Origin of the sequence: Mycobacterium sp. 155, assembly GCF_000373905.1 — a bacterium.
Taxonomy (GTDB): Bacteria; Actinomycetota; Actinomycetes; order Mycobacteriales; family Mycobacteriaceae; genus Mycobacterium.
In genome coordinates this window covers 979,917-1,002,693 of sequence record NZ_KB892705.1, presented here as the reverse complement: position 1 = coordinate 1,002,693, position 22,777 = coordinate 979,917, and the positions used below count along the sequence as shown (strand labels likewise).

The 22,777-nt window shown below is 66.1% G+C and carries 21 protein-coding genes; 8 read left to right on the top strand and 13 right to left on the bottom strand.

Going from position 1 to position 22,777, the window contains the following annotated elements:
- The first annotated feature begins 153 nt into the window (after positions 1-153).
- Positions 154-1,467, top strand: a complete 1,314-nt coding sequence (locus B133_RS0104630; protein ID WP_018599550.1) for an NAD(P)/FAD-dependent oxidoreductase — start codon at positions 154-156, stop codon at positions 1,465-1,467.
- Positions 1,468-1,503: 36 nt separating this feature from the next.
- Here B133_RS0104630 and B133_RS0104625 read toward each other — a convergent pair whose 3' ends face one another.
- Positions 1,504-2,868: a hypothetical protein gene (locus B133_RS0104625; protein WP_018599549.1), complete on the bottom strand. Its 1,365-nt coding sequence runs from the start codon at positions 2,866-2,868 to the stop codon at positions 1,504-1,506.
- 17 nt (positions 2,869-2,885) lie between these two features.
- A complete protein-coding gene (locus B133_RS0104620) occupies positions 2,886-4,730 on the bottom strand; it encodes a S8 family peptidase (protein ID WP_018599548.1) in 1,845 nt (614 codons plus the stop codon).
- A gap of 463 nt (positions 4,731-5,193) precedes the next feature.
- Between B133_RS0104620 and B133_RS0104610 the strand changes: the two genes are divergently transcribed.
- From B133_RS0104610 to B133_RS0104600, 3 genes are all read left to right on the top strand, one after another.
- Positions 5,194-6,969 carry a peroxidase family protein gene (locus B133_RS0104610; RefSeq protein ID WP_036418945.1) on the top strand — a complete coding sequence of 592 codons (1,776 nt, stop codon included), beginning with the start codon at positions 5,194-5,196 and terminating at the stop codon, positions 6,967-6,969.
- Positions 6,966-8,063: a catalase family protein gene (locus tag B133_RS0104605; protein ID WP_018599545.1), complete on the top strand. Its 1,098-nt coding sequence runs from the start codon at positions 6,966-6,968 to the stop codon at positions 8,061-8,063. The genes B133_RS0104610 and B133_RS0104605 overlap by 4 nt, the downstream gene beginning before the upstream one ends.
- Before the next feature lie 120 nt (positions 8,064-8,183).
- Positions 8,184-10,784 (top strand): LuxR C-terminal-related transcriptional regulator, encoded by a 2,601-nt coding sequence (locus tag B133_RS0104600; protein ID WP_026255964.1) that lies wholly within the window; start codon positions 8,184-8,186, stop codon positions 10,782-10,784.
- A gap of 79 nt (positions 10,785-10,863) precedes the next feature.
- Here B133_RS0104600 and B133_RS0104595 read toward each other — a convergent pair whose 3' ends face one another.
- The 4 genes from B133_RS0104595 to B133_RS0104580 are packed head-to-tail and all read right to left on the bottom strand — an operon-like array spanning position 10,864 to position 14,343.
- Entirely contained in the window at positions 10,864-11,253 is a 390-nt protein-coding gene (locus B133_RS0104595) for a universal stress protein (RefSeq protein ID WP_018599543.1), read from the bottom strand.
- A gap of 31 nt (positions 11,254-11,284) precedes the next feature.
- On the bottom strand, positions 11,285-12,826 hold the full coding sequence (locus B133_RS0104590) for a tripartite tricarboxylate transporter permease (RefSeq protein ID WP_018599542.1): 1,542 nt from the start codon (positions 12,824-12,826) through the stop codon (positions 11,285-11,287).
- A complete protein-coding gene (locus B133_RS0104585) occupies positions 12,827-13,351 on the bottom strand; it encodes a tripartite tricarboxylate transporter TctB family protein (RefSeq protein ID WP_018599541.1) in 525 nt (174 codons plus the stop codon).
- Positions 13,348-14,343 (bottom strand): tripartite tricarboxylate transporter substrate binding protein, encoded by a 996-nt coding sequence (locus B133_RS0104580; protein ID WP_036418402.1) that lies wholly within the window; start codon positions 14,341-14,343, stop codon positions 13,348-13,350. The genes B133_RS0104585 and B133_RS0104580 overlap by 4 nt, the downstream gene beginning before the upstream one ends.
- Before the next feature lie 111 nt (positions 14,344-14,454).
- On the opposite strand from B133_RS0104580, the gene B133_RS0104570 reads away from it, so the two are divergent.
- The gene (locus B133_RS0104570) at positions 14,455-16,083 is read left to right on the top strand and encodes an ATP-binding protein (RefSeq protein ID WP_018599539.1); all 1,629 of its coding nucleotides are present in this window, start codon (positions 14,455-14,457) and stop codon (positions 16,081-16,083) included.
- Positions 16,076-16,747 (top strand): response regulator, encoded by a 672-nt coding sequence (locus B133_RS0104565; protein ID WP_018599538.1) that lies wholly within the window; start codon positions 16,076-16,078, stop codon positions 16,745-16,747. Before B133_RS0104570 ends, B133_RS0104565 begins: the two co-directional genes overlap by 8 nt.
- A gap of 54 nt (positions 16,748-16,801) precedes the next feature.
- Here the strand turns inward: B133_RS0104565 and B133_RS0104560 are convergent, their stop codons facing one another.
- Complete coding sequence (locus B133_RS0104560) at positions 16,802-17,185, bottom strand: DUF2784 domain-containing protein (protein ID WP_018599537.1); 384 nt, start codon at positions 17,183-17,185, stop codon at positions 16,802-16,804.
- 45 nt (positions 17,186-17,230) lie between these two features.
- Here B133_RS0104560 and B133_RS0104555 point away from each other — a divergent pair, with 45 nt between their 5' ends.
- Positions 17,231-17,956 carry a type 1 glutamine amidotransferase gene (locus tag B133_RS0104555; protein ID WP_018599536.1) on the top strand — a complete coding sequence of 242 codons (726 nt, stop codon included), beginning with the start codon at positions 17,231-17,233 and terminating at the stop codon, positions 17,954-17,956.
- 27 nt (positions 17,957-17,983) lie between these two features.
- Positions 17,984-18,664: a phosphoribosyltransferase gene (locus B133_RS0104550; RefSeq protein WP_018599535.1), complete on the top strand. Its 681-nt coding sequence runs from the start codon at positions 17,984-17,986 to the stop codon at positions 18,662-18,664.
- Here B133_RS0104550 and B133_RS0104545 read toward each other — a convergent pair.
- The 6 genes from B133_RS0104545 to pgeF all read right to left on the bottom strand — a co-directional run bounded on the left by B133_RS0104545 (position 18,661) and on the right by pgeF (position 22,741).
- The gene (locus tag B133_RS0104545) at positions 18,661-19,032 is read right to left on the bottom strand and encodes a hypothetical protein (protein ID WP_018599534.1); all 372 of its coding nucleotides are present in this window, start codon (positions 19,030-19,032) and stop codon (positions 18,661-18,663) included. The genes B133_RS0104550 and B133_RS0104545 overlap by 4 nt on opposite strands.
- A 55-nt stretch (positions 19,033-19,087) precedes the next feature.
- A complete protein-coding gene (locus tag B133_RS0104540; protein ID WP_018599533.1) occupies positions 19,088-19,909 on the bottom strand; it encodes a DivIVA domain-containing protein in 822 nt (273 codons plus the stop codon).
- A 220-nt stretch (positions 19,910-20,129) separates the two neighbouring features.
- Entirely contained in the window at positions 20,130-20,420 is a 291-nt protein-coding gene (locus tag B133_RS0104535; protein WP_026255961.1) for a YggT family protein, read from the bottom strand.
- A gap of 133 nt (positions 20,421-20,553) precedes the next feature.
- On the bottom strand, positions 20,554-21,195 hold the full coding sequence (locus tag B133_RS0104530; RefSeq protein WP_018599531.1) for a cell division protein SepF: 642 nt from the start codon (positions 21,193-21,195) through the stop codon (positions 20,554-20,556).
- Positions 21,192-22,025, bottom strand: coding sequence for a YggS family pyridoxal phosphate-dependent enzyme (locus B133_RS0104525; protein ID WP_018599530.1), 834 nt, complete (start codon positions 22,023-22,025; stop codon positions 21,192-21,194). The genes B133_RS0104530 and B133_RS0104525 overlap by 4 nt, the downstream gene beginning before the upstream one ends.
- Positions 22,022-22,741, bottom strand: coding sequence for a peptidoglycan editing factor PgeF (gene pgeF, locus B133_RS0104520; RefSeq protein WP_085974166.1), 720 nt, complete (start codon positions 22,739-22,741; stop codon positions 22,022-22,024). The genes B133_RS0104525 and pgeF overlap by 4 nt, the downstream gene beginning before the upstream one ends.
- Positions 22,742-22,777 lie beyond the last annotated feature (36 nt).

Sequence of the window (22,777 nt, the reverse complement as noted above, 5' to 3'; positions counted from 1 at the left end):
GCCCCTAACACTCGCCTTCGACCATTTCACGGAATGTTGCTGTGCGCACCCACCGGTGGCTGTATGTGGATCAAACCTCTACTCTCAATCGGATTGCCCGCGTTGCCCTGAGCTTGGCTCACGAACAACCGCATTACGGGAGGAAGCACCCATATGGCCGCGAAAGAGCCGGATGTACTGATTCTCGGCGGCGGACTTGCGGGGGTCGCCTGCGCGCGCCACCTCGGCCAGAAGGGCCTGTCGGTCACGCTTGTCGACCGCAACGACTACAACCAGTTTCAGCCGCTGCTGTACCAGGTAGCGACCTCGCAGCTGCCCGCAGAGGACATCGCGCGGCCGCTGCGCGCGATCACAGCTGACCTGCCCAACGTCGATGTCGTCGTGGCGGATGTCGAGTCCGCCAACCTGTCCGATCGAACCCTGACGCTGCGCGACGGGCGAACGGTGTCCGGCGATCACCTGGTGATCGCTGCTGGAGCCCGCCCGAATTTCTTCGGCGTCCCCGGGGCCGCCGAGCACTCGTTCCCGCTCTACTCGGTAGCTGATGCCGAGCGGCTGCGGCTGCACACCCAAGCCCTGTTCAACAGTCCCGACGAGGACGGGGCGCTCGATATCGTGGTGGTGGGCGGCGGGCCGACCGGCGTCGAGACAGCCGGAGCGCTGGCCGAACTCGGGCACGCCCTGCGGGTCACCGGCCAGTTGCCCAACAGTGGGTCCGTCCACATCGTCGATCACGGCCCCGCCCTTCTTGCACCGTTCTCAGACAAGGCCCATGAGTACGCCCACAAGAAGCTGACCGCGGAGAACGTCGTTATCCACTCCGGCACAGGAGTGACCCGCGTGCGGGAGGACGGGGTGGACCTCAGCGACGGGACAGCTATCGTCGCGCGGACCGTGATCTGGGCCGGCGGGGAGTCTGCCGCATCGATCGCGAGCGACGCCGGATCCGCCACCGGGCGGGGCGGTCGCATCGACGTCCGGCCGGACCTGACCGTCGAAGGGTTTACCGGTGTGTACGCAGTCGGGGATGTCGCCAATGTGCCAGACGGTGACGGTGCGACCGCAGGGGCACTGCCCCAGCTCGGTTCGGTAGCGCAGCAGTCGGGGACGTGGGCAGCACGCAATATCGTGCTCGACCGACAGGGCAAACAACGAAAGCCTTTCCGGTACGTGGACAAGGGCATCATGGCGATGATCGGCCGCAACGCTGCCATCGCCGAGGTCGGCAAGCACCGCCACCAGGTCGAGGGTCCCGCCGCGTTCGCCGCGTGGCTAGGGGTACACGCAATGCTGCTGAGCGGCGTGCACTCCAAGATCGATACCTTCCTGACCTGGGCGTGGGATTACTTCGAGCGTGACCACTCGGCGATGCTGGAGGTCTACTCCGCGCCGCGGCGGATCGTCTGGGCACACGACGAAAGCGAGCGCCCCCACATATCGCTCGACCGGCCACAGCAAACCGATTGATCCGATAACCGCGGGCGGTCTGGAAACGATCACGGCTCACGGCTTGTTCAAGCCACCCGCGGATGCGGTCACCCAGCTCAGTTCCGGGTGGAAGATGTCGCTATGCGCGCCCGACGGGCCCACGTCGGCTTTCACCACTGCCGCTGCGTCGAGGTTGAACAGCTGGCGCGGCTGGAACTTGTACGGCACACCCTCGTCGTTGAGCGGCTGCGTCACCGCACGATAAGCACCCAGCGAGCCCATGGCCCGCCACCGGAACAGCGGATCATCGAGCCCGGCCGCATCGTCACCCGCGGCTGCCGAGGCCAGCGGGTAGAAGGTGCTCAACGCACGGTCGTAGCGCGAGAAACAGACTGCCACAGGCCCGTCGACGCGATTCTGGCACCCGGCAAGCGTGCCGGAGGCCTGGCGGAACGGCAGCCGGTCGGCGAAGGCGAACCGTGAGTACGCCGCTTCCAGCAGCGTCACTGCCTTCACCGGTGACGGCTTGCGCTCCCGCAATCCGGCCAGCGCGTAGGACACCAGCCGGCCGCCGAAGCTGTGGCCGACGAGATGGAACCGCAGCGCGGGGTACCCGTCGGCCAGCCGGTCGATGGCCGGGCCCAGTCCGTTGCGGCCGACCACGCCGGCGCGGTTCTTCATCTGCCAGTAGCTGAGCTGCCGCAGTGCCTCCTTCGCGCCGTGCCACACCTTCTGGCCGAGATCTCCGATACCGGCCGCGCCGCCGCCGGTACCGCCGAACGTGGCTCCGGCGTCGGCCAGCCGGTCACCGAACTTGGTGAACACGTCGACGGGATTGCGTTGGGGGTCGAGCATTCCGGGGGTGCCGGGAGGCAGCATGCGGGCCGGGTCTACTTCACCGTCGGCGAATCCGGTCTCCGTGTGGGCGTTGAAGGCCCGCAGCGCGGCGAACATCTGCGTGGCCCGTACCGTCGTGGGCGGCAGGGCCAGCAGCCCGGCGATCATGTCGAGATCCGCACTGCCGCGCGGGAACATTGCCTTGAGGTCGGCGAGTTCGGCAGGGTCGATCGTCGGCGCACCCGCGGGAAAGGTCGGAGCGTGCGCGAGTGCGACGGCACCCCCGTCGTCGGCGTCCTGTTCATCGGCGAAGTCCGGTATCGGCTCGTCGCGCCACAGCTGGGACGGCCAACGGAGCCCGACGAAACCAACCGTGTAGGACGGATCCAGTTGCGGCGACAGCAGTTTGAACCACCGCTCGTACAAGGATGTCGCGGCGGCCTCGTCGTTGTTCCAACCATGCGAGAAGATCACCAGATCGGTGAGCGCACTTGCCCGAATACCCTCGGTCAACGCGACCGAGGTCACCGGATCGATGTAACCGTCGGCGTCGAACACCAGTCGAAACAGCGGCCTGCCGTCGATGCTGTCGATGTTGTCCATCAGTTTCCTTTCGCCACTCATACCGATTGCAGTGCGCGCAGCAGGTCGACCAGACCGCTGCCCTCGAAGGCTGGATCGCGACCCAGTGAGGTCGCCGATTCGACGAAGATGCGTTTGATGTCCTCGGGCTTGCCGATGAGCTCGCGCTGGACGGACAGGAATGCCGCGATGGCGCCGGACACGTGCGGGGCCGCCATGCTGGTCCCGGTGGCTTCGACGTACAGCGCCACCCCGGCTGCGATCGGCGCCTCGGTCTGCTGCTGGACGCTGATGCGGTTCCTGCCTGCCGCGGCCGAGGTGATGCGCTCACCCGGCGCCACCAGGTCCGGCTTGCGCCGCCCGTCACCGGTCGGCCCTTTCGACGAGAAGTACGAAACCCCGTAGGTGTGCGGTGAATCCCGGTGGGTCGCACCGACCGTGATGGCCCGTTCGGCGTTACCCGGATCGTTGATCGTCATGTCCGCGCTGAACTTCGTGACGTCACTGGCGAACAGCGGGTTCAACGACACGTAACCCGTGTTGCCCGACGCGACGACGACGACCACTCCCGAGCGCACGGTCTTGTCGACCTCCAGGCACAGCGGGCTCTGCCCGCACGCGAACCACTCCGCGGCGAATTCGTAGCCCAGGCTGAGGTTCACACCGTGGATACGGGGCATTCTCTCGCTGCGCGCGTTGACCGCACGGACGTAGTCCAGGGCCCGCATCACGCGGCTCACGCGCGACGTCTGGTCACCTGGGCCCAGCACCTTGAGGCTGACCAGCTTGGCCCGCGGTGCCATCCCGGCGAGCTTGCCGACATCAGCGACCGTCCGCTGCTGCAGGATCGGGTCATCCCCGCCCGGGGCGCCGACATTGAAGCGTTTCTCGGCGACGTAGACGTCCTCGGGTTTGAACCCCACCAATCCCCCGGCGATGATGCCCGCGACGTGGGTGCCGTGCCCGTCGTCGTCGGTGAGGGCGGACTGGATCTGCTCACCGGCGGTGAAGTCGCGATGCAGATCGGCCACCGCCGGGTCGCTCAGGGTCTGATGCCCGGTGAAGTGCGGATGATCGCCGGCGATCCCGGAATCGATCACCGCCCATACGATCCCGTCACCGAAGCTGTCGAACGCCCGCTGCGCCGGGACGGCCTTGATGGTGGTGGAAGACGCGTCGATGAGCGGGCGGGTCTCGAAGTCGGGCCAGACCCGGTAGACCGCCCGCTCCGGCCAGCGCTGTGGTACCGCATCGGCGGATACCAACCCCTCGATCTGGCCGGTGGTCAACTCGCCCACCAGGTACTGCCCGGCGACGGGCGCCGGCACCTCCATGCCGCCGACCAGTTGCCACAGGTCGCGCACCCGCTGCATCGCCGCGTCCATGCCACCCGCGTAACGCAGGTTCAATTCGATCATGATCGGCCACAGCGCATCTCGAGCCGCGACGGGATCACCGTGAGGAGGAACGAGAAACTTCGCCCGCAGCGGTGGTGTGATCACCCCGGCCAGGAGCGGATCCCGGCCTGGCCCGGCGGTAGCCTGGGCCGCGGGTGCGAGCGCACGTTCGTCGGCGGCCAAGGCTGACGCACAGGCCGCATCGACGCCGCGCCGGCCCGCCGGCGTCAACCGCACGGGCGTAGCGGCCCCGGCAGGCTGGGCAGCGACACCGGCTCCGATGAGTTGTTCGACGGCCCGATCGACCTCACCGTGCCACTTCGGGCTGCCGGCGACACAGGGCCGGTCCTCGGCGGCGAACCGGGAGGCGAAGCGTGCGGCCACCGCCTCCCGGATACGTTGCAGATCCGCCCGAACCTCGAGCGTGGCCAGGCGTCCGAGCGCGCAATGCACCCGGTCGGGCCATGGATCTTCGGCTGCGGTCACCCGGCTACCCCTGGCATGGCATCGATCTCAATCCGACAGGTGCCGGTCGTGGTCCCAGCGCTCGAGCCAGCGCTGCAGGTCGTACACGCCAAGCACCACGGTGATGAGCAGCAAAACCGGTAGTGCGGCGAGCCACGCCATCATGGTCGGCTCGACTCTCGGTCGGTCGAGGTCACAGACATCTCGGACATCTCTGGTTCTCCCGTCAGCAAGATCTATTGCCGATACCAGAAAACGTACGACCCTGCCGATACACCTGACACGAGTGGCGCACTACTCCAGTTCGATGGGTATTACCCCATTGCCCACGCAAGTAGTTGTCGGGCTCTCGCGAGGTTCGGGTCAGTTCGAGTAGCGCACTACTCATGTGCTTTCCGGTCCGCTGCGGCAACATTCCAGACGTGCGCGGATGGGGAAAGCGGAGATGGTGACCACGGCTCGGCGCCCGAACTGGTTGGCCGACATGGCCGCCCGGTTCGCTCAGCTCGTGGATCAGACCATCGGCTGGTTCCGGCTACCCACGGTGCTCGGCCTCGGTGTGCTGGTCGGCCTGCGCCACCAGTTGCGTACCCAGAACCTCTACGACCCCGGCCCGGTACCCGACCCCGCTGACGACGATCCGGGTAACTACCTCGTCGCCCGTACCCGCGACGGCAGACACAACGATCTGGGCATGCCGCAGATGGGAGCGCTGGGATGCCGCTTCGGGCGCAATGTGCCGCCGGCACATCAATATCCGGAGACGGCGACGCAGTTGCTTGAGCCCAACCCACGCCTGATCAGCCGCACGCTGCTGACCCGGACCGAGTTTCAGCCCGCCACCACACTCAACGTGCTGGCGGCCGCGTGGATCCAGTTCGAGGTGCACGACTGGTTCAGTCACGGCACCGCGCCGACCCGGCCGTGGGTTGTGCCGTTGGCCGACGACGACCCGTGGACCCAGCGTCCCATGTGGGTGTACCGGACCGCGCCGGACCCGCATTCCGATCCCGCCGGCCCGGCCACGTTCACCACCCAGGAGACCCACTGGTGGGACTCGTCACAGATCTACGGCAGCACAACGGCATTCGCGAACGCGCTGCGGTGCCCTGATACGGGACGGCTGCGGCTGGACGACTCGGGTCTGCCGCCGCCCGATGTAGAGGCGACGGTGGACCTGACCGGCGCGGCGGCCAACTTCTGGGTCGGGCTGGCACTGCTGCATTCGCTGTTCATGCGCGAGCACAATGCCATCCGCGACCGACTCGCAGAGGCCTACCCGCAGCTCTCACCGCAGCAGCTCTACGATAAGGCTCGCTTGGTCAACGCCGCATTGATGGCCAAGATCCACACCGTCGACTGGACCACAGCGATCATCGCGCACCCCACCACGGTCGCGGCCATGCGGGCAAACTGGTTCGGGCTTCTCGGCGAGGGTTTCGCGCGCCGCTTCGGCCGGTTGACCAGCAGCGTGCTGCTGCACGGGATCCCCGGATCGCCCACCAACCACCACGGCATCCCGTATGCACTCACCGAGGAGTTCGTCGCGGTGTACCGGATGCATCCGTTGATCCCCGACACTTTCACCTTCCGTTCGGCCCTCGACGACAGTGTGCTTTCCGAACACGAACTGCCGGACCTGACCGTGCAGAACGTCCGCGCCCGGCTCGCCGAGACGTCGATGACCGATCTGCTGTACTCGTTCGGTCGCGCCAACCCGGGCGCCTTGAACCTGCACAACTATCCGCACCACCTGCAGCATTTGCAGCACAACGACGGTGAGTTCCTCGATCTGGCCACCATCGATCTCATCCGATCGCGGGAACGAGGGGTCCCGCGATACAACGAGTTTCGACGGTTGTTCCGGCTCAGGCCGGTGGCCAGTTTCGAGGAACTCACCGGTGAACGCACATTGGCGGCCGAGTTGCGGGAGGTCTACGACGACATCGAGGCCGTGGATCTTATGATCGGCCTCTACGCCGAGCCGAAACCACCCGGATTCGGCTTCAGCGACACCGCGTTTCGGGTGTTCATCCTGATGGCGTCGCGGCGGCTGGAGAGCGACCGGTTCTTCACCGACAGCTTCCGTAAAGAGATCTACACCGAGGCGGGCATGGGCTGGATCCGCGACAACAACATGCGCACGGTGCTACTGCGGCACTTCGGCGAACTCGGCCCTGCGCTTGAGGGCGTGCGCAATCCGTTCACACCATGGAACCCGGTCGACGCCGCATCCCCGAGAGAGGCCACTGCACGATGACCGTGTCCGAGGAGACATTCGTTCGCTACCGCGACGATCTGGAACAGCCGAGGCCCGACGAGCCCGAGGTGATCGCCAAGATCGTTGACGCGTTGCACAAGAACAACGTTCGAGCCTACAAGAAATTCAAGCACGGGCTGCGCGACGCCCATGCCAAGAGCCACGCAATCCTGCGCGGTGAGCTGACCGTCTATCCGAACCTGCCGCCCTCTCTGGCCCAAGGGCTGTTCGCCGAGTCGCGCACGTATCCGGTGATCGCCCGGTTGTCGACCACCTCGGGCGTTCTGCGCAGTGACCGCGTGCGCGGTGTCCGTGGCCTGGCCATCAAAGTGCTTGGCGTGCAGGGTCCGCGAGCCCGGGCAGACGACGACGCCACCACCCAGGATTTCATCATGGTGACCCACCGGGAATTCCTGTTCGCCGATGCCCACGACTATTTGGTCAAAGGCATGCCGACGGCCACCCTGCTGGCCCGCCTGCCCGACAGCGTGATGGCCGTGAGCAGCGACATCCTGGCTGGGCTCAAGCGAATCGGTGTGCCGATCCCGCCCAACGTAGCGGTGTTCGTCGCCGAGAACCGCCCCATCCTCGGCGAGACGTTCTACTCCTCGGCGCCGATCCGCTATGGCGACTACGTGGCCAAGCTCCGATACGCGCCGCTCTCACCGGAGGTCAAAGCCCTTGAGGACCAATTACTTCCAAAACACGCCGACCAGGACGCCCACCGTGATCTGATCATCGACTTCCTGTCCACCCACACCGCCGAGTACGAGCTGGGCGTGCAGCTCTGCACCGACCCGAAAACGATGCCGATCGAGGACGCCACGATCCCCTGGCCCGAAGATGCTTCACCACACCGCCCCGTCGCGAAAATCGTCTTCCACCAGCAAAACCCGGCCAGTCCACAGCGGCGCGCGTTCGGCGACGACGTGCTGTCGTTCAACTCGTGGCGCGCTCTGGCCGCGCATCGCCCGCTCGGCTCCATCAACCGGCTGAAGAAAGACGTGTACGACGCCTCATCGATCTATCGGCACGAGGTGAACCGGGCCCCCAACCTCGAACCGACCGATATCACCCAACTCCCGGACTCATGAGACCGCAAACCCTGAAACCTTTGCCCCATGCCTGCAATCCAGCGCCAGCAGCCGAAGTGTCACGTCGCTGACACCGTCAGCGGCCCCGGTGTCAGCCACCGGCACCTAGACTGTGCGTCCATGCCCGGGTATTGGCAGATGCTGGACCGGCCCGCGGAACACGCGGCCATCCGCTCCGCACTGAGCAGTTCGGACAGTTGCGGCGTCGTGCTCGTCGGTGCGGCCGGTGTCGGCAAGACCACCTTGGCCCGGACCGTCACGTCTTCGATGGAAAAGAAGGTGCACTGGACGGCGTGCACGGAGTCATCGCGCAGTATTCCGCTGGGCGCCTTCGCATCCTGGGTGCGGCCGTCGTCCTCCCGCGACCCGATAACGCTGCTGGGGTCCGCGCGGGAATCCATTGCCGCCGAGGGTGACACCATCGTCGGAATCGACGATGCTCATCTGCTCGACCAACTTTCGGCGACCCTGCTGCATCAGATCGCCGTCGAGGGCGCCGGCCGCGTGGTGGCCACGGTGCGTACCGGTGAGCCGGTTCCCGACGCAGTCACATCGCTGTGGAAAGACGGGTATCTGGAGCGCCTCGAACTGCAGCCGTTCAGCAAGGAACAGAGCATCGCGCTGATCGAAACCGTGCTCGGCGGCACGCTGGAGGGCCTCAGCGCCGACGTGATGTGGCAGTCCTCCGGAGGAAATCCCCTCTTCCTGCGCAACATGGTCGAAGGCGCCGTGGATGCCGGTACGCTCACCGAGGTCAACGGTGTATGGCAGTTCCGCGGCCCCACCGTCATCCCGTCCGGGCTCGCCGAACTGCTCGACGAACGTCTGGCGCACGCCGGCACCGACGTGCTGCACGCACTGAAACTATTGTCCCTGTGTGAGCCACTGGATATCGATGCCCTGGCCGAACTGGCCGGCGAGGATGCCGTAGATGCGGCCGAGTTGCGTGGCCTGATCCGCATCACCGAGGACGACCGCCAGGTCAATGTCCGGTTCAGTCATCCGTTGTTCGGTGAGGTGGTTCGCAGACGCGTCGGTACCGCCTCGGCCCGCAAGCTGCGCGGCCACATCGTCGGCATCCTGGCCGAACGCCAACTGAATACGGCCGCAAGCAGGATCCGGCTGGCCCAGCTGTGTGTCGACAGCGATCAGCCCGCCGATGCCGACCTGTTGATCACCGCGGCCAAGGATGCGGTTTTCCTGTCCAATCTTCCCCTCGGCGAGCGGCTGGCTCGCGCGGCGTTCGACCGCGGCGGCGGTCTGCCCGCCGCGGAATTGTTGTCCAGAGCGCTGCTGTGGCAGGGCCATCCCGCACAGGCCGAGAACGTGCTCGCCCGGTTCTCCGCAGACGACATGGACGAGCTGCAACTCGTGCAGTGGGGTATCCCGCGGCTGTCGATCCTGTTCTGGTCCATGGGGGATGTCGCCCGGGCGGGCCGGCTGCTGGAGCTGCTGCGCTCCCGGGTCACCCATCCCAGCCTGCGCCTGGTGGTCGAGGCCACCGGATCGGCAATGGCCGTGCACGAGAACAAGATCGACACCGGGCTAGCCGCCGCCGAGCGGGTACTGGCCGACCCCGCGGCGCCGAAGCAGGCCGTCGATTTCGCGGCGCTGGGCGCCGGACTGGCGATGCCGGTAGCGGGCCGCGGTACCGCATTCGAGCCGATCGCCGCACGCTGCCGGGCCGAGCGCAAATCCACCGACGGCATGATCCGGTTGATGGTCCACTACGGCGACGTGCTGGCGCTGACCCATCTCGGCGAGCTGGACCTGGCCGAGCAACGGGCCGCCGAGTACGCCGAATTCTCCACTGCCGGACAGTTTGTCGGTTGGGCGATCGCGAAGATGATGACCGGTCTGGTGGCCACCTACCGCGGCCAGTTCCGGGATGCGATCACCGTGCTGGAACAGGCTCTGGCCGCGTTGAACGCGGAATCGTCGCTGCCCTGGCAGCTGGTCGGCCGGCTGTTGCTGGCCCGGGCCTACGCCGCAGTGGGCAGCCCGGAACAGGCCGAACGCGTACTCGAAGACGCGGCGGAGCACTCAGGTCCCCATATGGCACTGCATGATCCACAATGGACCATCGCCAAGGCGTGGGTCGCCGCCGCCAAGGGCGGGCACCGCTCGGCCATCGACCTGGCCCGCGCAGCCGCCGACGCCGCTCACTCATCCGGGCAGTTCGCGGTCGAGGCCGAGGCACTGCACCACGCCGCGCGCTTCGGCGACCGCACCGTCACGCGCCGGCTGGAGGCCTTGGCCGGTCGCATCGACGGATCACTCGCCGGCCTCTACGCCCGGCACGCTGCGGCCGTCGCCGCGGCGGATCCCCGCGAGCTGGACGCGGTGTCGGAGGCTTTCGAGCAGGCCGGCCTCAACCTGTCGGCGGCCGACGCCGCGGCTCAGGCCATCCCCCTGCACGATCGGGCCGGCGAGCGCCGCCGCAGTACCGAATCCGCAGCCCACGCACTGCATCTCGCCGCCCGGTGCGGCGGCGCAGCCACCCCCGCCATCCGATCGGCAGCACGGCCACTGCCGGTGACCGCACGCGAACGCGAAATTGCCGGACTGGTCGCCGGGGGCCTGTCCAACCGCGAAATCGCCGAGCGGCTCACCGTGTCGGTGCGCACCGTCGAAGGCCACATCTACCGGGCCTGCATCAAACTCGGCGTGGCCGATCGCGACCAACTGGCCAAAATCGTGTGGAGCGATCTGGGCCAGTAGCGCTCAGTCCCCCTCGCGAGCAGTCGCGGGGGTACCCGAAATGCCGCGTGTCGCGTACTTAGGTGTCTGCTCGGCGGTGCTACTCGGGGGGTTTGACCGCCAGCACCGGCTTTGCGCACTCCAGCAGCAGCCGCTGCGACACACTGCCCAGCAGCAGCTTTCCGACCGGACTGCGGTGCCGGATACCGATCACCAGCAACTCGGCTTCGGGGCGGTCCATCGCCTTGAGCAACTCTGCGACGGTGTCGACGCCTACAGGGCGTTGCAGCTCGAACTCCACCCCGCTCGCCCGCAGATGTTCCTCCATGGTGTGGACCTCACCTGCGCCGGCGAACCGGGTGTCGACGTATGACTCGCCGGAAGTCGCGTTGATCACCAGCAATCCGGTATCGCGCAGCCGGGCCTCGGCGATGGCATGCTCGACGGCCGCATGTCCGAACTCGTCCGCGCTGTAACCGACGACGATCATTATTTCTCCTCGCGCAAGCGCTCGTCGGTAGTCATGAGTGGGTCGCCTTCTCTTTCTGATCCGTATCATCCTCGACAACCAACAAACTCTCCTCGCTCCGGTGCATCAGCTTGAGCGCCAAAGGCACCAGCAACAGGAGAGCCATGAGCACGTAGGTGACGATCGCGACCGGTTCGGTGAACAGGCTGCTCCAATCGCCGCCACCGAGCTGCAGGCTTTGGCGCAGCTGCCGTTCAATGCGCGGCCCCAGGATCACGCCGATGATCAACGGCAGCACAGGCAATCCGAAACGGCGCATCATCAGGCCGAGGAGGCCGAACACAAGTAGCAGCGCGAGATCCATCGGTTGCACGTTGACGGCGAGCGCGCCCAGCGTTGCGAAAAACAGGATGCCCGCGTACAGGTAGGGCCGCGGGGTGCGCAGCAGCTTCGCCCAGATCGGCGCCAGCGGCAGGTTGAGCACCAGTAGCAGGAAGTTGCCGATGAACAAGCTCGCGATGAGCGTCCAGATCAGCAGTGGCTCTTTCTCGAAAAGGGTTGGTCCGGGCTGGATTCCGTAGGATACGAAGGCCGTCAGCATGACCGCCGCAGTGGCGTTGGTGGGCAACCCCAGCGACAGCATCGGCACCAATGTGCCTGCGGCAGAGGCGTTATTGGCTGCCTCGGGCCCCGCCACACCTTCGATCGCGCCCTTGCCGAACTCCTCGGGATGCTTGGAGAGCTTCTTCTCGGTGATGTAGGACAGGAACGTCGGCAACTCGGCGCCGCCGGCAGGCAGTGCACCGAACGGGAATCCGTACGCGGTGCCGCGCAGCCACGGCTTCCACGACCGCCCCCAGTCCTGCTTGCTCATCCATGGCCTGCCCACGGGGATCACCTCGGCGGGGCGTCGGCGCAGATGTGCGGCCACCCAGAGCGCCTCTCCGAGTGCGAAGATCGCCACCGCGACGACGACGATGTCGATACCGTCGGATAGCAGCGGCATACCGAACGTCGCGCGCGGTTGGCCGGTCAGGAAGTCGATACCGACGACACCGATCGCCAGACCGAGGAACAGCGAGATCGCCCCACGCAGTTTGGACGCCCCGAGTACCGCGGTGACGGCCACCAGCGCGAACAACATGATCGCCAGATAGGAGGGCGCACCGAGGGTAACCGCGAAACGTGAGATCGCCGGCGCGAACGCGGCCAGCAGCGTGGTGCCGATCGCACCCGCGATGAACGATCCGATCGCCGCCGTGGCCAATGCCTGGGCCGCTCGGCCGGCCTTGGCCATCTTGTTGCCCTCGATCGAGGTGATCACCGACGACGACTCACCCGGGGTGTTCAACAGGATCGACGTGGTCGACCCGCCGTACATGCCGCCGTAGAAGATCCCGGCGAACATGATGAACGCTGCACTGGGACTGACGTTGTAGGTCACGGGCAGCAGCAGCGCCACCGTCATGGCCGGGCCGATGCCCGGCAGGACCCCGACCGCGGTGCCCAGCAGCACCCCGATGCAGGCGTACAGCAGATTCATCGGAGTCGCCGCCTCGGCGAACCCCTGCATCAACCAGTCGAAGTTCTCCATTTACAGAATCCCGTCCAAGACGCCTGCGGGCAGCGGAATTCCGAGCCCGGAGTAGAAGCCGTAGAAAGTCAGCACCGACAGCACCGCGCCGATCGCGATGTTGCGGACGTAGTGGCGGTTGCCGAGGATGGTCGCCGCACCACCGAAGAACAGTGCCCCGGCGATCGCCCAGCCCAGTGGCTTGACCAACACGATCAGCAGCACGAACAAGCCCACCAGCAAGCCGACGGTGCGCCAATCCCCCGGCGAATTCGGGTCGACATCCTCGCCGGCGTCAGCCTCACCGACCGATCCCCGGGGGATCGCGATCGCCAGGATGATCGCCAGCAAGATCAGGATGACGCCGATGGCCACCGGGAAGAACTTCGGGCCGACGGGGTCCACCTTGGCGAAACTCGCCGTCAGCGTCAGTGCGTCGTAGATCAGGTAGGCGCCGACCGCGACCATCACCACACAGACGATGTACTGGGCCCTGTCGACCAATCTGGTGCCTTGATTCTCTCGTGGTTCTGGCGCGGCGGTCATATCAGCCCCAACTCCGTGAGCGTCGACGAAACGCGTTCGTCCTGGTCTTTCAAGAACTGTTCGAACTCCGCACCGGTGATGAACGCATCGGTCCAGCCGTTCTTCACCAGTGCCTCCTGCCACTGCTGCGTGCCGTGCAGGTCCTCCAGCGCCTTGATCATCGCTTGTCTGGCATCGTCGGAAATGCCCGGCGGCGCAAGAACTCCGCGCCAGTTCGCGAAGGTCAGATCGATTCCCGCCTCTTTCAGGGTCGGGGCGTCAATGCCCTTGACCCGCTCGTCGCTGGACACCGCGAGCACCCGGAGTTGGCCGGCCTCGATCTGATCGAGGAGTTCACCCGGGCTGGAGGTACCGACGGTGATCTTCTTGCCGAGCAGCGCGGTCAGCAGATCACCACCACCGTCGTAGGTGACGAAGTTGACCGATTTCGGCTCGACACCGACGGCCTTGGCCAGTTCCATCGGGAAAAGGTGATCGGGGCCGCCCGGTGACGAGCCGCCACCGATGGTGACCTTCGATGGATCCGCCTTCCAGGCTGCGACAAAGTCGTCGATCGTCTTCAACGGCGAATCGGCGGGCACGAAGACCGCACCCGGATCTTCGATCAGCTTCGCCAACGCCGTTGCGTCCGAAGCCTTTATCTTCGACCCGTTGGTGTAGGAGGCACCGACGACGCCGAGACCCATCGTCATCATCAGGTCGTCGTTGCCCTTTTCGTTCATCAGCCGGGCCATGGCGACCGTGCCGCCTGCGCCGATCACGTTGAATACCTCGACCCGCCCGGTGATGTCGGTGTCCTCCATGATCTTCACCGCGGTACGCGCAGTCAGGTCATAGCCACCACCCGGGCTGTTCGGCACCATCATGCGCAGCCGGTGCAGCCCGCGGGTGTCGTCGTTGCGGGTCACCCCACAGCCGGCCAGCGCGAGCGCCGCGACCAGCGCTACGATCACCGCCACCACTGACCCCAGGTGTCTTCTTCGACACATCATCAACTGTCCCCAATCATTTGTGATGCTCAGCAATACTGAATCGTGACGTGATCCAGGTCACTGATGAGTTCGCAAAGGAAGTATTGGTCATTGAGTTCACGGTCCGCGGTCATGCGCCTGCTCCGGGGCCGGAGCCTGGCGGGCCAATTCCTGGCCTTTCAGATGCTGGTCGTCGCGGTGGTGCTGGTCGCGGTGGCAGCCGTGTCGGTCGCACAGTCCACCCGCGAATTCCGGGATGTGCGGGGGCAGCGCTTGATCGCCGTGGCGGAGAACATTGCCTCCACATCGATCGTGCGGGACCGCTACTACGATCCGTTCGCCGGCACCGTCCTGGCCCCCGAGGTGGACCGCGCGGTGGCGCTCTCCGGGGCCGAACTGGCCGAGATCATCGATCCCACCGGCACGGTACGGGCATCGTCGGATCCCCAGCGCCTCGGCGAGCGGGTCGATCTGGGCCCTAGCCGCGCTGACGAAGGCCGAGCGTGGTTCGGCGACAGCGACATCGCCGGCGCGCACAGCCTGGTCGGCCAGGTTCCGCTCCTGTCCACCGACGGCGACGCACTCGCCATCGTCTCCGTCAGCGAGCGGTATCCGTCGGTGTGGCAGCTCCTCGGCGGGGCCGGCGAGCGGCTGCTGTTCTATCTCGGCATCGGGGCCGCGCTCGGCGTGGTGGCCTCCTGGCTCTTGTCCCGCCGCATCAAGAGACATACCCGCGGTCTGGAGATCGCCGAGATCGCCGGTCTGGCAGATCATCGGGAAGCGTTGCTGCACAGCATCCGCGAGGGCGTGGTCGCGGTTGGCACTGACGGCACGATCACCGTGCTCAACGACAGCGCTCAGGAGCTGCTCGGCGTGAACGACAGCGCGGTGGGCCGCCGTATCGACGACATCGGCCTTGAACCCTCCGTGTCGGGATTCCTGTTGGAAGGCGGCCCAGGCCGCGAGGACGACGTGATCATCACCACCCGGACCCACGTGCTCGCGCTCAACCGGCGTGCGGCAAGTAGCCAGGGTCAGCGCATCGGTACCGTCACCACCATGCGCGACAGCACCGAACTCGCCGCGCTGCAGGCACAGTTGTCGTCGCACCGCAGCGTCACCGACACCCTGCGCGCACAGACCCACGAATTCGCCAATCAGCTGCACACCATCTCTGGGCTCACCCAGCTCGGCGAGTTCGACGCTGTGCGCAATCTGGTGGGCACCCTCACCCGCCGTCGCGCTGAAATCAACGACTTTGTGACACAACGCATTTACGATCCCGCGGTGGCGGCGCTGCTGATCGCGAAGACCTCGCTGGCAGCCGAGAGCGGCGTCACCCTAACCCTGTCGAACGACAGTCACCTGACAGCACTCGACCCGGTGCTGGCCACCGATGTCATCACCCTGTTGGGCAACCTGGTCGACAACGCCGTGGACGTTTCAGTCGGCTCGACGGCGGCTCAGGTGTGCGTCCATGTAGACGATGCCCACGGCCTGCTGTTGATTGTGACCGATTCGGGTCCCGGTGTGCCGCAACACCTTCGGGAGTCAATCTTCTCCCGCGGCATCACCTCCAAGCCGGACGTACCGGGTGGGCGCGGCATAGGACTCGCCCTGGTCCGGCTGGTGACGGTGCAGCACGGTGGAACCGTCGAGGTTACCGACGGCCCAGCCGGCGGTGCGGTATTCACGGTCCGACTGCCCGGGGCCACGCCCGCCACATCCCACGACAGATCCGAGCGGAGCACCCATGCATGACGTACTGGTGGTCGACGACGATTTCATGGTCGCCGAGATCCATCGCCGGTTCGTCGAACGTGTTCACGGGTTCCGCACCGTCGGTGTGGCCCGAAGCGGAACGGAAACCCTGTCCGCGGTGACCGATCTGGCACCCGACTTGATCCTGCTCGATGTGTACCTGCCCGACATGACCGGCCTGGACGTGCTGCATCGATTGCGGTCGGACGGTAACCGCGTCGGGGTCATCATGATCACCGCCGCCCGCGAGCTCGACACCGTGCGCAGCGCACTGGATGGCGGTGCCGCCGACTATCTGGTCAAGCCATTCGAGTTCGATCAGCTCCGGGCCAAGCTACTGGCATACGCGGCGCGCGCCGACGTGCTCGCAGCCGACGGCGGCGCGGACCAGTCGATGATCGATGCGCTATTCGGCGGCACCGCGGCCACCAGGGTCGCTTTGCCGAAAGGATTGGGCGCCGAGACCGGCGGCCTGGTCCTGAGTGCCGTGCGCACTGCAGGCGAGGTCTCGGCCGCCGAATGCGCGGAGCTGGTGGGAATTTCGCGAGTCAGCGCCCGACGTTACCTGGAGCACTATCTGAGCGTCGGGACGCTGGAGCTGCGACTGCAGTATGGCACCGGCCGGCCGGAACGCCGGTACCGGTCGGCGACACATCGCAGCTGAGATGGCCTGCTATGCGTGTCTGCCGGTCCTCGTCGGTGATGTCGACATTCGGCATCACCGACCCTGCGTCCCAGCGGGTGACTTTCGATGCCGCGTGATCGCAAACAACGCCCACGACGCCAGGACAACCACGAACACCGCCGCTTGGACGGCCGATTCCCAGCCTGCTGGATACAGCACCCCGGTGATGTAGTGCGCGATAAACCCCTGGGATGGCAGTGGTGGCAGCTCGGCCTGTGCTCGCGACCAGCGTTCGAGATCGGTGAGCGGGCAAGGCAACCCGAGGACGATGCTGCCAAGGCCCCACAGCACGGCCGCCGCGTGCAACCCGATTGTGCGCGGCCACCGACAGGCGATGAACCCACCCAGCACCAGATAGGCGATAAAGCCGAAGTGAACCCCGACGGTGAGGGCGACCAGCACCGAGTACACCGTCATGGCCCCGGCCCCTGTTCGTGGCCGGTTCGCGCAATAATGTGAGGCGTGACATCGAGAGTACTGTTCATCCGCAACGACCCTGTGGCGCCTGAGGCGATGCTGGCCGATGCCTTCACCGAATGTGGTTTCGACATCGACACATTCGACGTGGTGCACCCCGACCACCTCGACGCCCTGGCCGCAGAGGTGGAGTTTCCCGACCTGACCCAGTATGACGTGGTAGTCCTGCTCGGGGCCCGATGGTCGGTGTACGACGAAGCCCTGCGCGCCAGCTGGGTCGGAACGCTGATGACCCTGCTCCGGAACGCCGCCGACACAGGAGTGGGCCTGTTCGGCGTGTGCTTCGGCGGTCAGTTGCTGGCGCAGACCTTCGGCGGGTCGGTCGGCAGCTCCGATTCACCGGAGATCGGCTGGTACGAGGTCAGCACCGACGATCCTGAGCTGATCCCGCCGGGTCCGTGGTTCGAATGGCATATCGACCGCTGGACGGTGCCGCCGGACGCCATCGAGATTGCCCGCAACGGCAACGCGTCCCAGGGCTTCGTGCTGGGCCGGACACTGGCCCTGCAGTTCCATCCCGAACTCGATGCTGCCCTGCTGGAGGAGTGGCTGGCCGACGACCACGACGGCGCAGCCGCCAGGAAGTGCCAAACCACCCACGACGAATTACGCATGCAGACAAAGGAACTCAGCGACGACGCGGCGCAACGCGTCCGTGCTTTGGTACGCAGTTACCTGACACGAGTGGTCCACGCCACGCCACAGCCGTAGGGTGGTCAGTGGAAGTTCAGATTTGCCATGTGTGCGTGGAGCAGTGCCGTCCGGCACGGTGCCGGGCGGGTGTTCCAGGACCGCCGCGAGGCTGGCCAGGTCCTGGCCCAGGAGCTGACGTCTTACCGCGGCCAGTCTGGCCTGCTGGTGTTGGGCCTGGCTCGTGGCGGCGTACCGATCGGCTGGGAAGTGGCAGCTGCCCTACAGGCCCCGCTGGATGTGTTCCTGGTGCGCAAGCTGGGTGTGCCGCAGTGGCCGGAGTTGGCGATGGGCGCGCTGGCCACCGGTGGCGGAATCGTGGTCAACGAGCAGCTTGTGCAACGGCTCGGCATCGGTGACGACCAACTCGATGCCGCGATCGAGCGGGAGACGGCCGAACTGACCCGGCGCGAGCAGGCGTATCGCGGCAGCCGCCCCGCCCCGGAGGTGACCGGGCGGACCGTGATTCTGGTCGACGACGGCATCGCGACCGGTGCGAGCATGCTCGCCGCGGTACGGGCCGTGCGCGCCGCCCGCCGGCTGGTGGTGGCGGTGCCCGTGGGGCCGTCCTCGGCATGCCGAGAGCTTGCCCGGGAAACCGACGAGGTGGTGTGCGCGAGCACCCCCAGCAGTTTCTCGGCGGTCGGCCAAGCGTTCGCCGACTTTCACCAGGTCACCGACGACGAAGTACGTCGCCTGCTGGCTACACCGACAGTCGGCGCGGGCTAGCTCTTGTGTTCCTCAGCCGCTTCGTCGGCAGCGGGTTCAGCGTCGTCCTCGTCGGCTTCGTCCGCCTCATCGACCTCGTCGGCGGGTTCGGATTCCGCGATCGGCTCAGCTTCTTCCGCCTCCACCGGCTCATCGGGATAGTCCTGCACGGATTCCTCGCCGGCGTCGGTAACCGCTCCCGCGGCCTCTTCCTCCGACTTGTCGGCGGCACCGCGTGAGCGTTCCCGAAGAGCGTCGACGATCAGCAGGACCGTTCCGAGCATGCTCGCGCCAATGCACACCCAAGCGATCAGCTCGTTGCCTGTCACCACGGCGGCCACCAGCGCCGCCAAGCCGATGACGGCAAGCACTAGCGCAATGATCAGCATCGTTCAACCCTAGCTAGGCCGGTCTCCCGACCAACGGTGGCGGCCCGGTCAAGGGTCAGTTGTTGCCCCGGTTGAACTGACCGAAATTGCTGGCGTCGCTGTTGGCACTGGAATCGACCGGCGCAGCCGAACCGCGCTGGCCGAGCTCTTCGAGCTGTGATTCCAGGTACGTCTTCAAACGGGTGCGGTATTCACGTTCGAACGTCCGCAGCTGTTCCAGTCGACCCTCCAGCACCGTGCGCTGTTGGTTGATGGTCCCCATGATCTCAGAGTGCTTGCGTTCGGCATCGGCCTGCAACGCATCGGCCTTCTCCTGAGCCTGACGCAGCTGGGTCTCCGAGCGCGTCTGCGCGTCGGCCAGCATGGCATCGGCACGCTGCCGTGCCTCGGTGACCGTGGTCTCGGCCGTCTTGCGTGCATCGCCGACCATGGCGTCGGCTTGCGCGCGGGCGTCAGCCAGCATCTTCTCCGATTCGGCCTTGGCGGAGCCGGTGAGCCGGTCAGCGGTGTCCTGGGCCAGGCTGAGCACACGGGCAGCACGCGCCGCGGTGTCCTCATTGGTCACCGACGGCGCAGCAGGTGCCGCCGGCGCCTCGTAGACCGGCTTCGGCGCCGGGGCCGGTTCTGGTTCGGGCTCGTAGAGCGGAACCGGCTTGGCCGGTTGGGCCGCGCCACCGCCGCCCGAATGCGCCGACGCCAACTCTGCGTCGAGCTCGGCGACCCGCTGCCGCAGATCTGCGTTCTCTTCTATAAGTCGGGTCAGCTCATTCTCAACCAGATCGAGAAAGGCGTCGACCTCGTCCTCGTTATACCCGCGTTTGCCGATGGGCGGCTTGCTGAACGCGACGTTATGGACGTCCGCCGGTGTGAGCGGCATTGTCTGCCCCCTTGGAGTTTTGGACCGTCAACCGATCTCAAAGTGTAGAGCCTTGTTTGTGTATAGCCTTGTTTGCACGCAACTGGCGTCCATCCTGTCACACCAGACCCGGCGGTTGCAGTCGAGGCCGATTTTTAAGAGTGAATTTCAATCTTCTTACGCCTTTGTGGACTCTCCGGCAAACGATCTGGACCCCGGCTAGACGCTGCGCGGCGTCCTGTCAGCCGGCCGCACCGAGGGCCAGTTGCATGCCGATGAACACCACGAGCAGCAGCACCATGATCGACAGATCCAGCCGAACCGCACCTATCGTGAGCTGCGGGATGATCCGGCGCAGCAGCTTCACCGGCGGATCGGTGAGCGAGAGGATGACCTCCAGGATCACTACGGTCAGTCCCCTGGGGTGCCAGTCTCGACTGAACGACCGGATGAACTCCACAACGACCCGCGCGATGAGCAACAGCCAGAAGATGAACAGCGCGAAGAACAGGATCTCGAAGAGCAGCGACAACGGGGCCGACCTCACTCAGGCAGATGTGTGACATTCGAACACGTCGCCTCAGCGGTGCTACCAGCCGATTATGCGACGCCCCCAGCCTACCCGGCCACGCTCTAAGGCCGGACGGCTGCGCGGACGTGAGTGACTACTGGTAGGCGTAGAACCCGGCTTCGGCGATCCGACGACGCTGCTCGGCGCTCACGTCGACATCGGCCGGTGACAGCAGGAAGACCTTCGTCGCCACCTTGTCGAATGAGCCGCGCAGCGCGAAGGCCAGGCCGGCGGCGAAGTCGACCAGGCGCTTGGCGTCGGCGTTGTCCATCGAAACCAGGTCCATGATCACCGGGGTGCCGTCGCGGAACCGCTCGCCGATCGTGCGCGCCTCGCTGTAGTCCTTCGGCCGCAGCGTGGTGATCTTCGACAGCGGGCTGCCCGCTTCGAACAGCTCGGCCATCCGGCGGGGATCCATCGCCAGGGCCCCGCGGGTGGAACCGGCCAGTGTGCCCAATCGCGCTGCGGGACGCTCGAATTCGCGCGGTCCGCGCATCCGCGAGTCGAACCGGGGCTCCTCGGCGAAACCGCCACCGGGATAACCCGCGCGGTAAGCCGGTCCCTCATCGAACTCCCGGCCCTCGTAGCCGTAACCCTCGTCCTCGAAGCGCTCTTCACGGGGTCGCCGGGCGTAGCTGCGAGCAGCGCCCCGGTCGTCGTCCTCGTAGTATTCGTCGTCGTAATCATCCATCGGCGCCATGCCGAAGTAGGCCTTGACCTTATGCAGTGTGCTCATCTCGGCGACCCTTCTGCTGACCCTGGGAATTTTGATGTCTGTGATGAATGTGTGACTGGTGTGACTACCGGTGGTGACGTTAGTGGCCGTTGTCCCATAAGCGCGGTACCGACACGCACACACGTCGAACCGTGTCGCACAGCGATCTCCAGGTCGTTCGACATCCCCGCCGACAGTCCGAGGCGCTGCGGGTAGCCCCGCTGCACCCGTTCCAACTCCCCTGCCAGCCGAGCGAAAGCCTCCTCCGGATCGGCCTTCAGCGGCGGTATCCCCATCAACCCGACGAACTCGAGACCCTTTGCGGCATTGGCCGCCGCACAGAGTTCATCCACTAGATCGGGCCGTGAAATGTCGACACCGCCGCGCTCGATGTCCCCGTCCAAGCTGATCTGCAGGTAGACCCGCAACGGCTGGGTCCGAATGCCGCTGGCAAGTGCGGCAGTCGCCGCGCGGTCCAGCGCACCGACGAGCCGGACGTTGTCGACAGAGTGCGCGGCGTACGCCCAGCTGACGACGGCGCGCGCCTTGTTTCGCTGAATGCTGCCCACCATGTGCCAGCGAACCGACGCGTCGGGCAATTCCTCACGTACCGCAGCGACTTTCGCGGCTGCTTCCTGTTCGCGGGATTCACCGAATGCGTGGCAGCCCAACCGATGCAAAATGCGAATATCGGTGACGGGGAAGAACTTTGTAATAGGAAGTAATTCGATCTCATTGACATTTCGCCCGGCCGATTCTGCGGCCCGTGCCAGCCGCGCCCGCGCCGCCCCCAGCGCAGTGGTCAATTCGCCGACCCGATCGGCATCGCGCGACCGCTGCTCGGCGCTCATCGTCGGCTCGACTCCATCCACACCAGCGACGCCAGGCGTCCGGTCGGAGTATCCCGGCGATGGCTGAACAAGGTTCGATCATCGACCGTGCAGCGCGGATCCACGTCGATCGCGCAGACGCCCAAATCCTTTAGTTGCCGGGCTATTCCGGCACGGAGATCCAAACCCGGCGTGCCGCGTCGGGTGGTGGTGCGGCTGCCCGGCAACGCCGTCTCGACCTCGTCGGCCATCTTGGCGGGTACCTCGTAATTGCGGCCGCTGACCGCGGGGCCGAGCAGGACAGTGACGTCCTGAACGTGTGCACCTTCGGCCAGCATCGCCTCCAACGTGCGCGCCACAACGCCCTTTTGCGCGCCCACCCGACCGGCATGCGCCGCACCGATGACGCCCGCGCGGGCATCGGCCATCAATACCGGAACGCAATCCGCGGTCACCACCGCCAATGCCAAACCGCGCGTGGTGGTCACCAATGCGTCGGCATTATCGACTGCGGCACCCGATGCGGGCGGTTCGGTCACGGTGACCACCCGATCACCGTGGACCTGGTTCATCCAGACCACGGCGTCCGCGCCGATCGCGGCGGCCAATCGACGACGGTTGGCCGTCACCGCGGCCGGATCATCGCCGACATGGTCGCCGAGATTGAAGGAGTCGAAGGGCGGGGCCGAGACACCACCGGCACGAGTGGTGGTCACCCGACGTATGCGAACACTCACAATCTCAGTATCCGAATCAGCGGCCAGCTGTCGCGG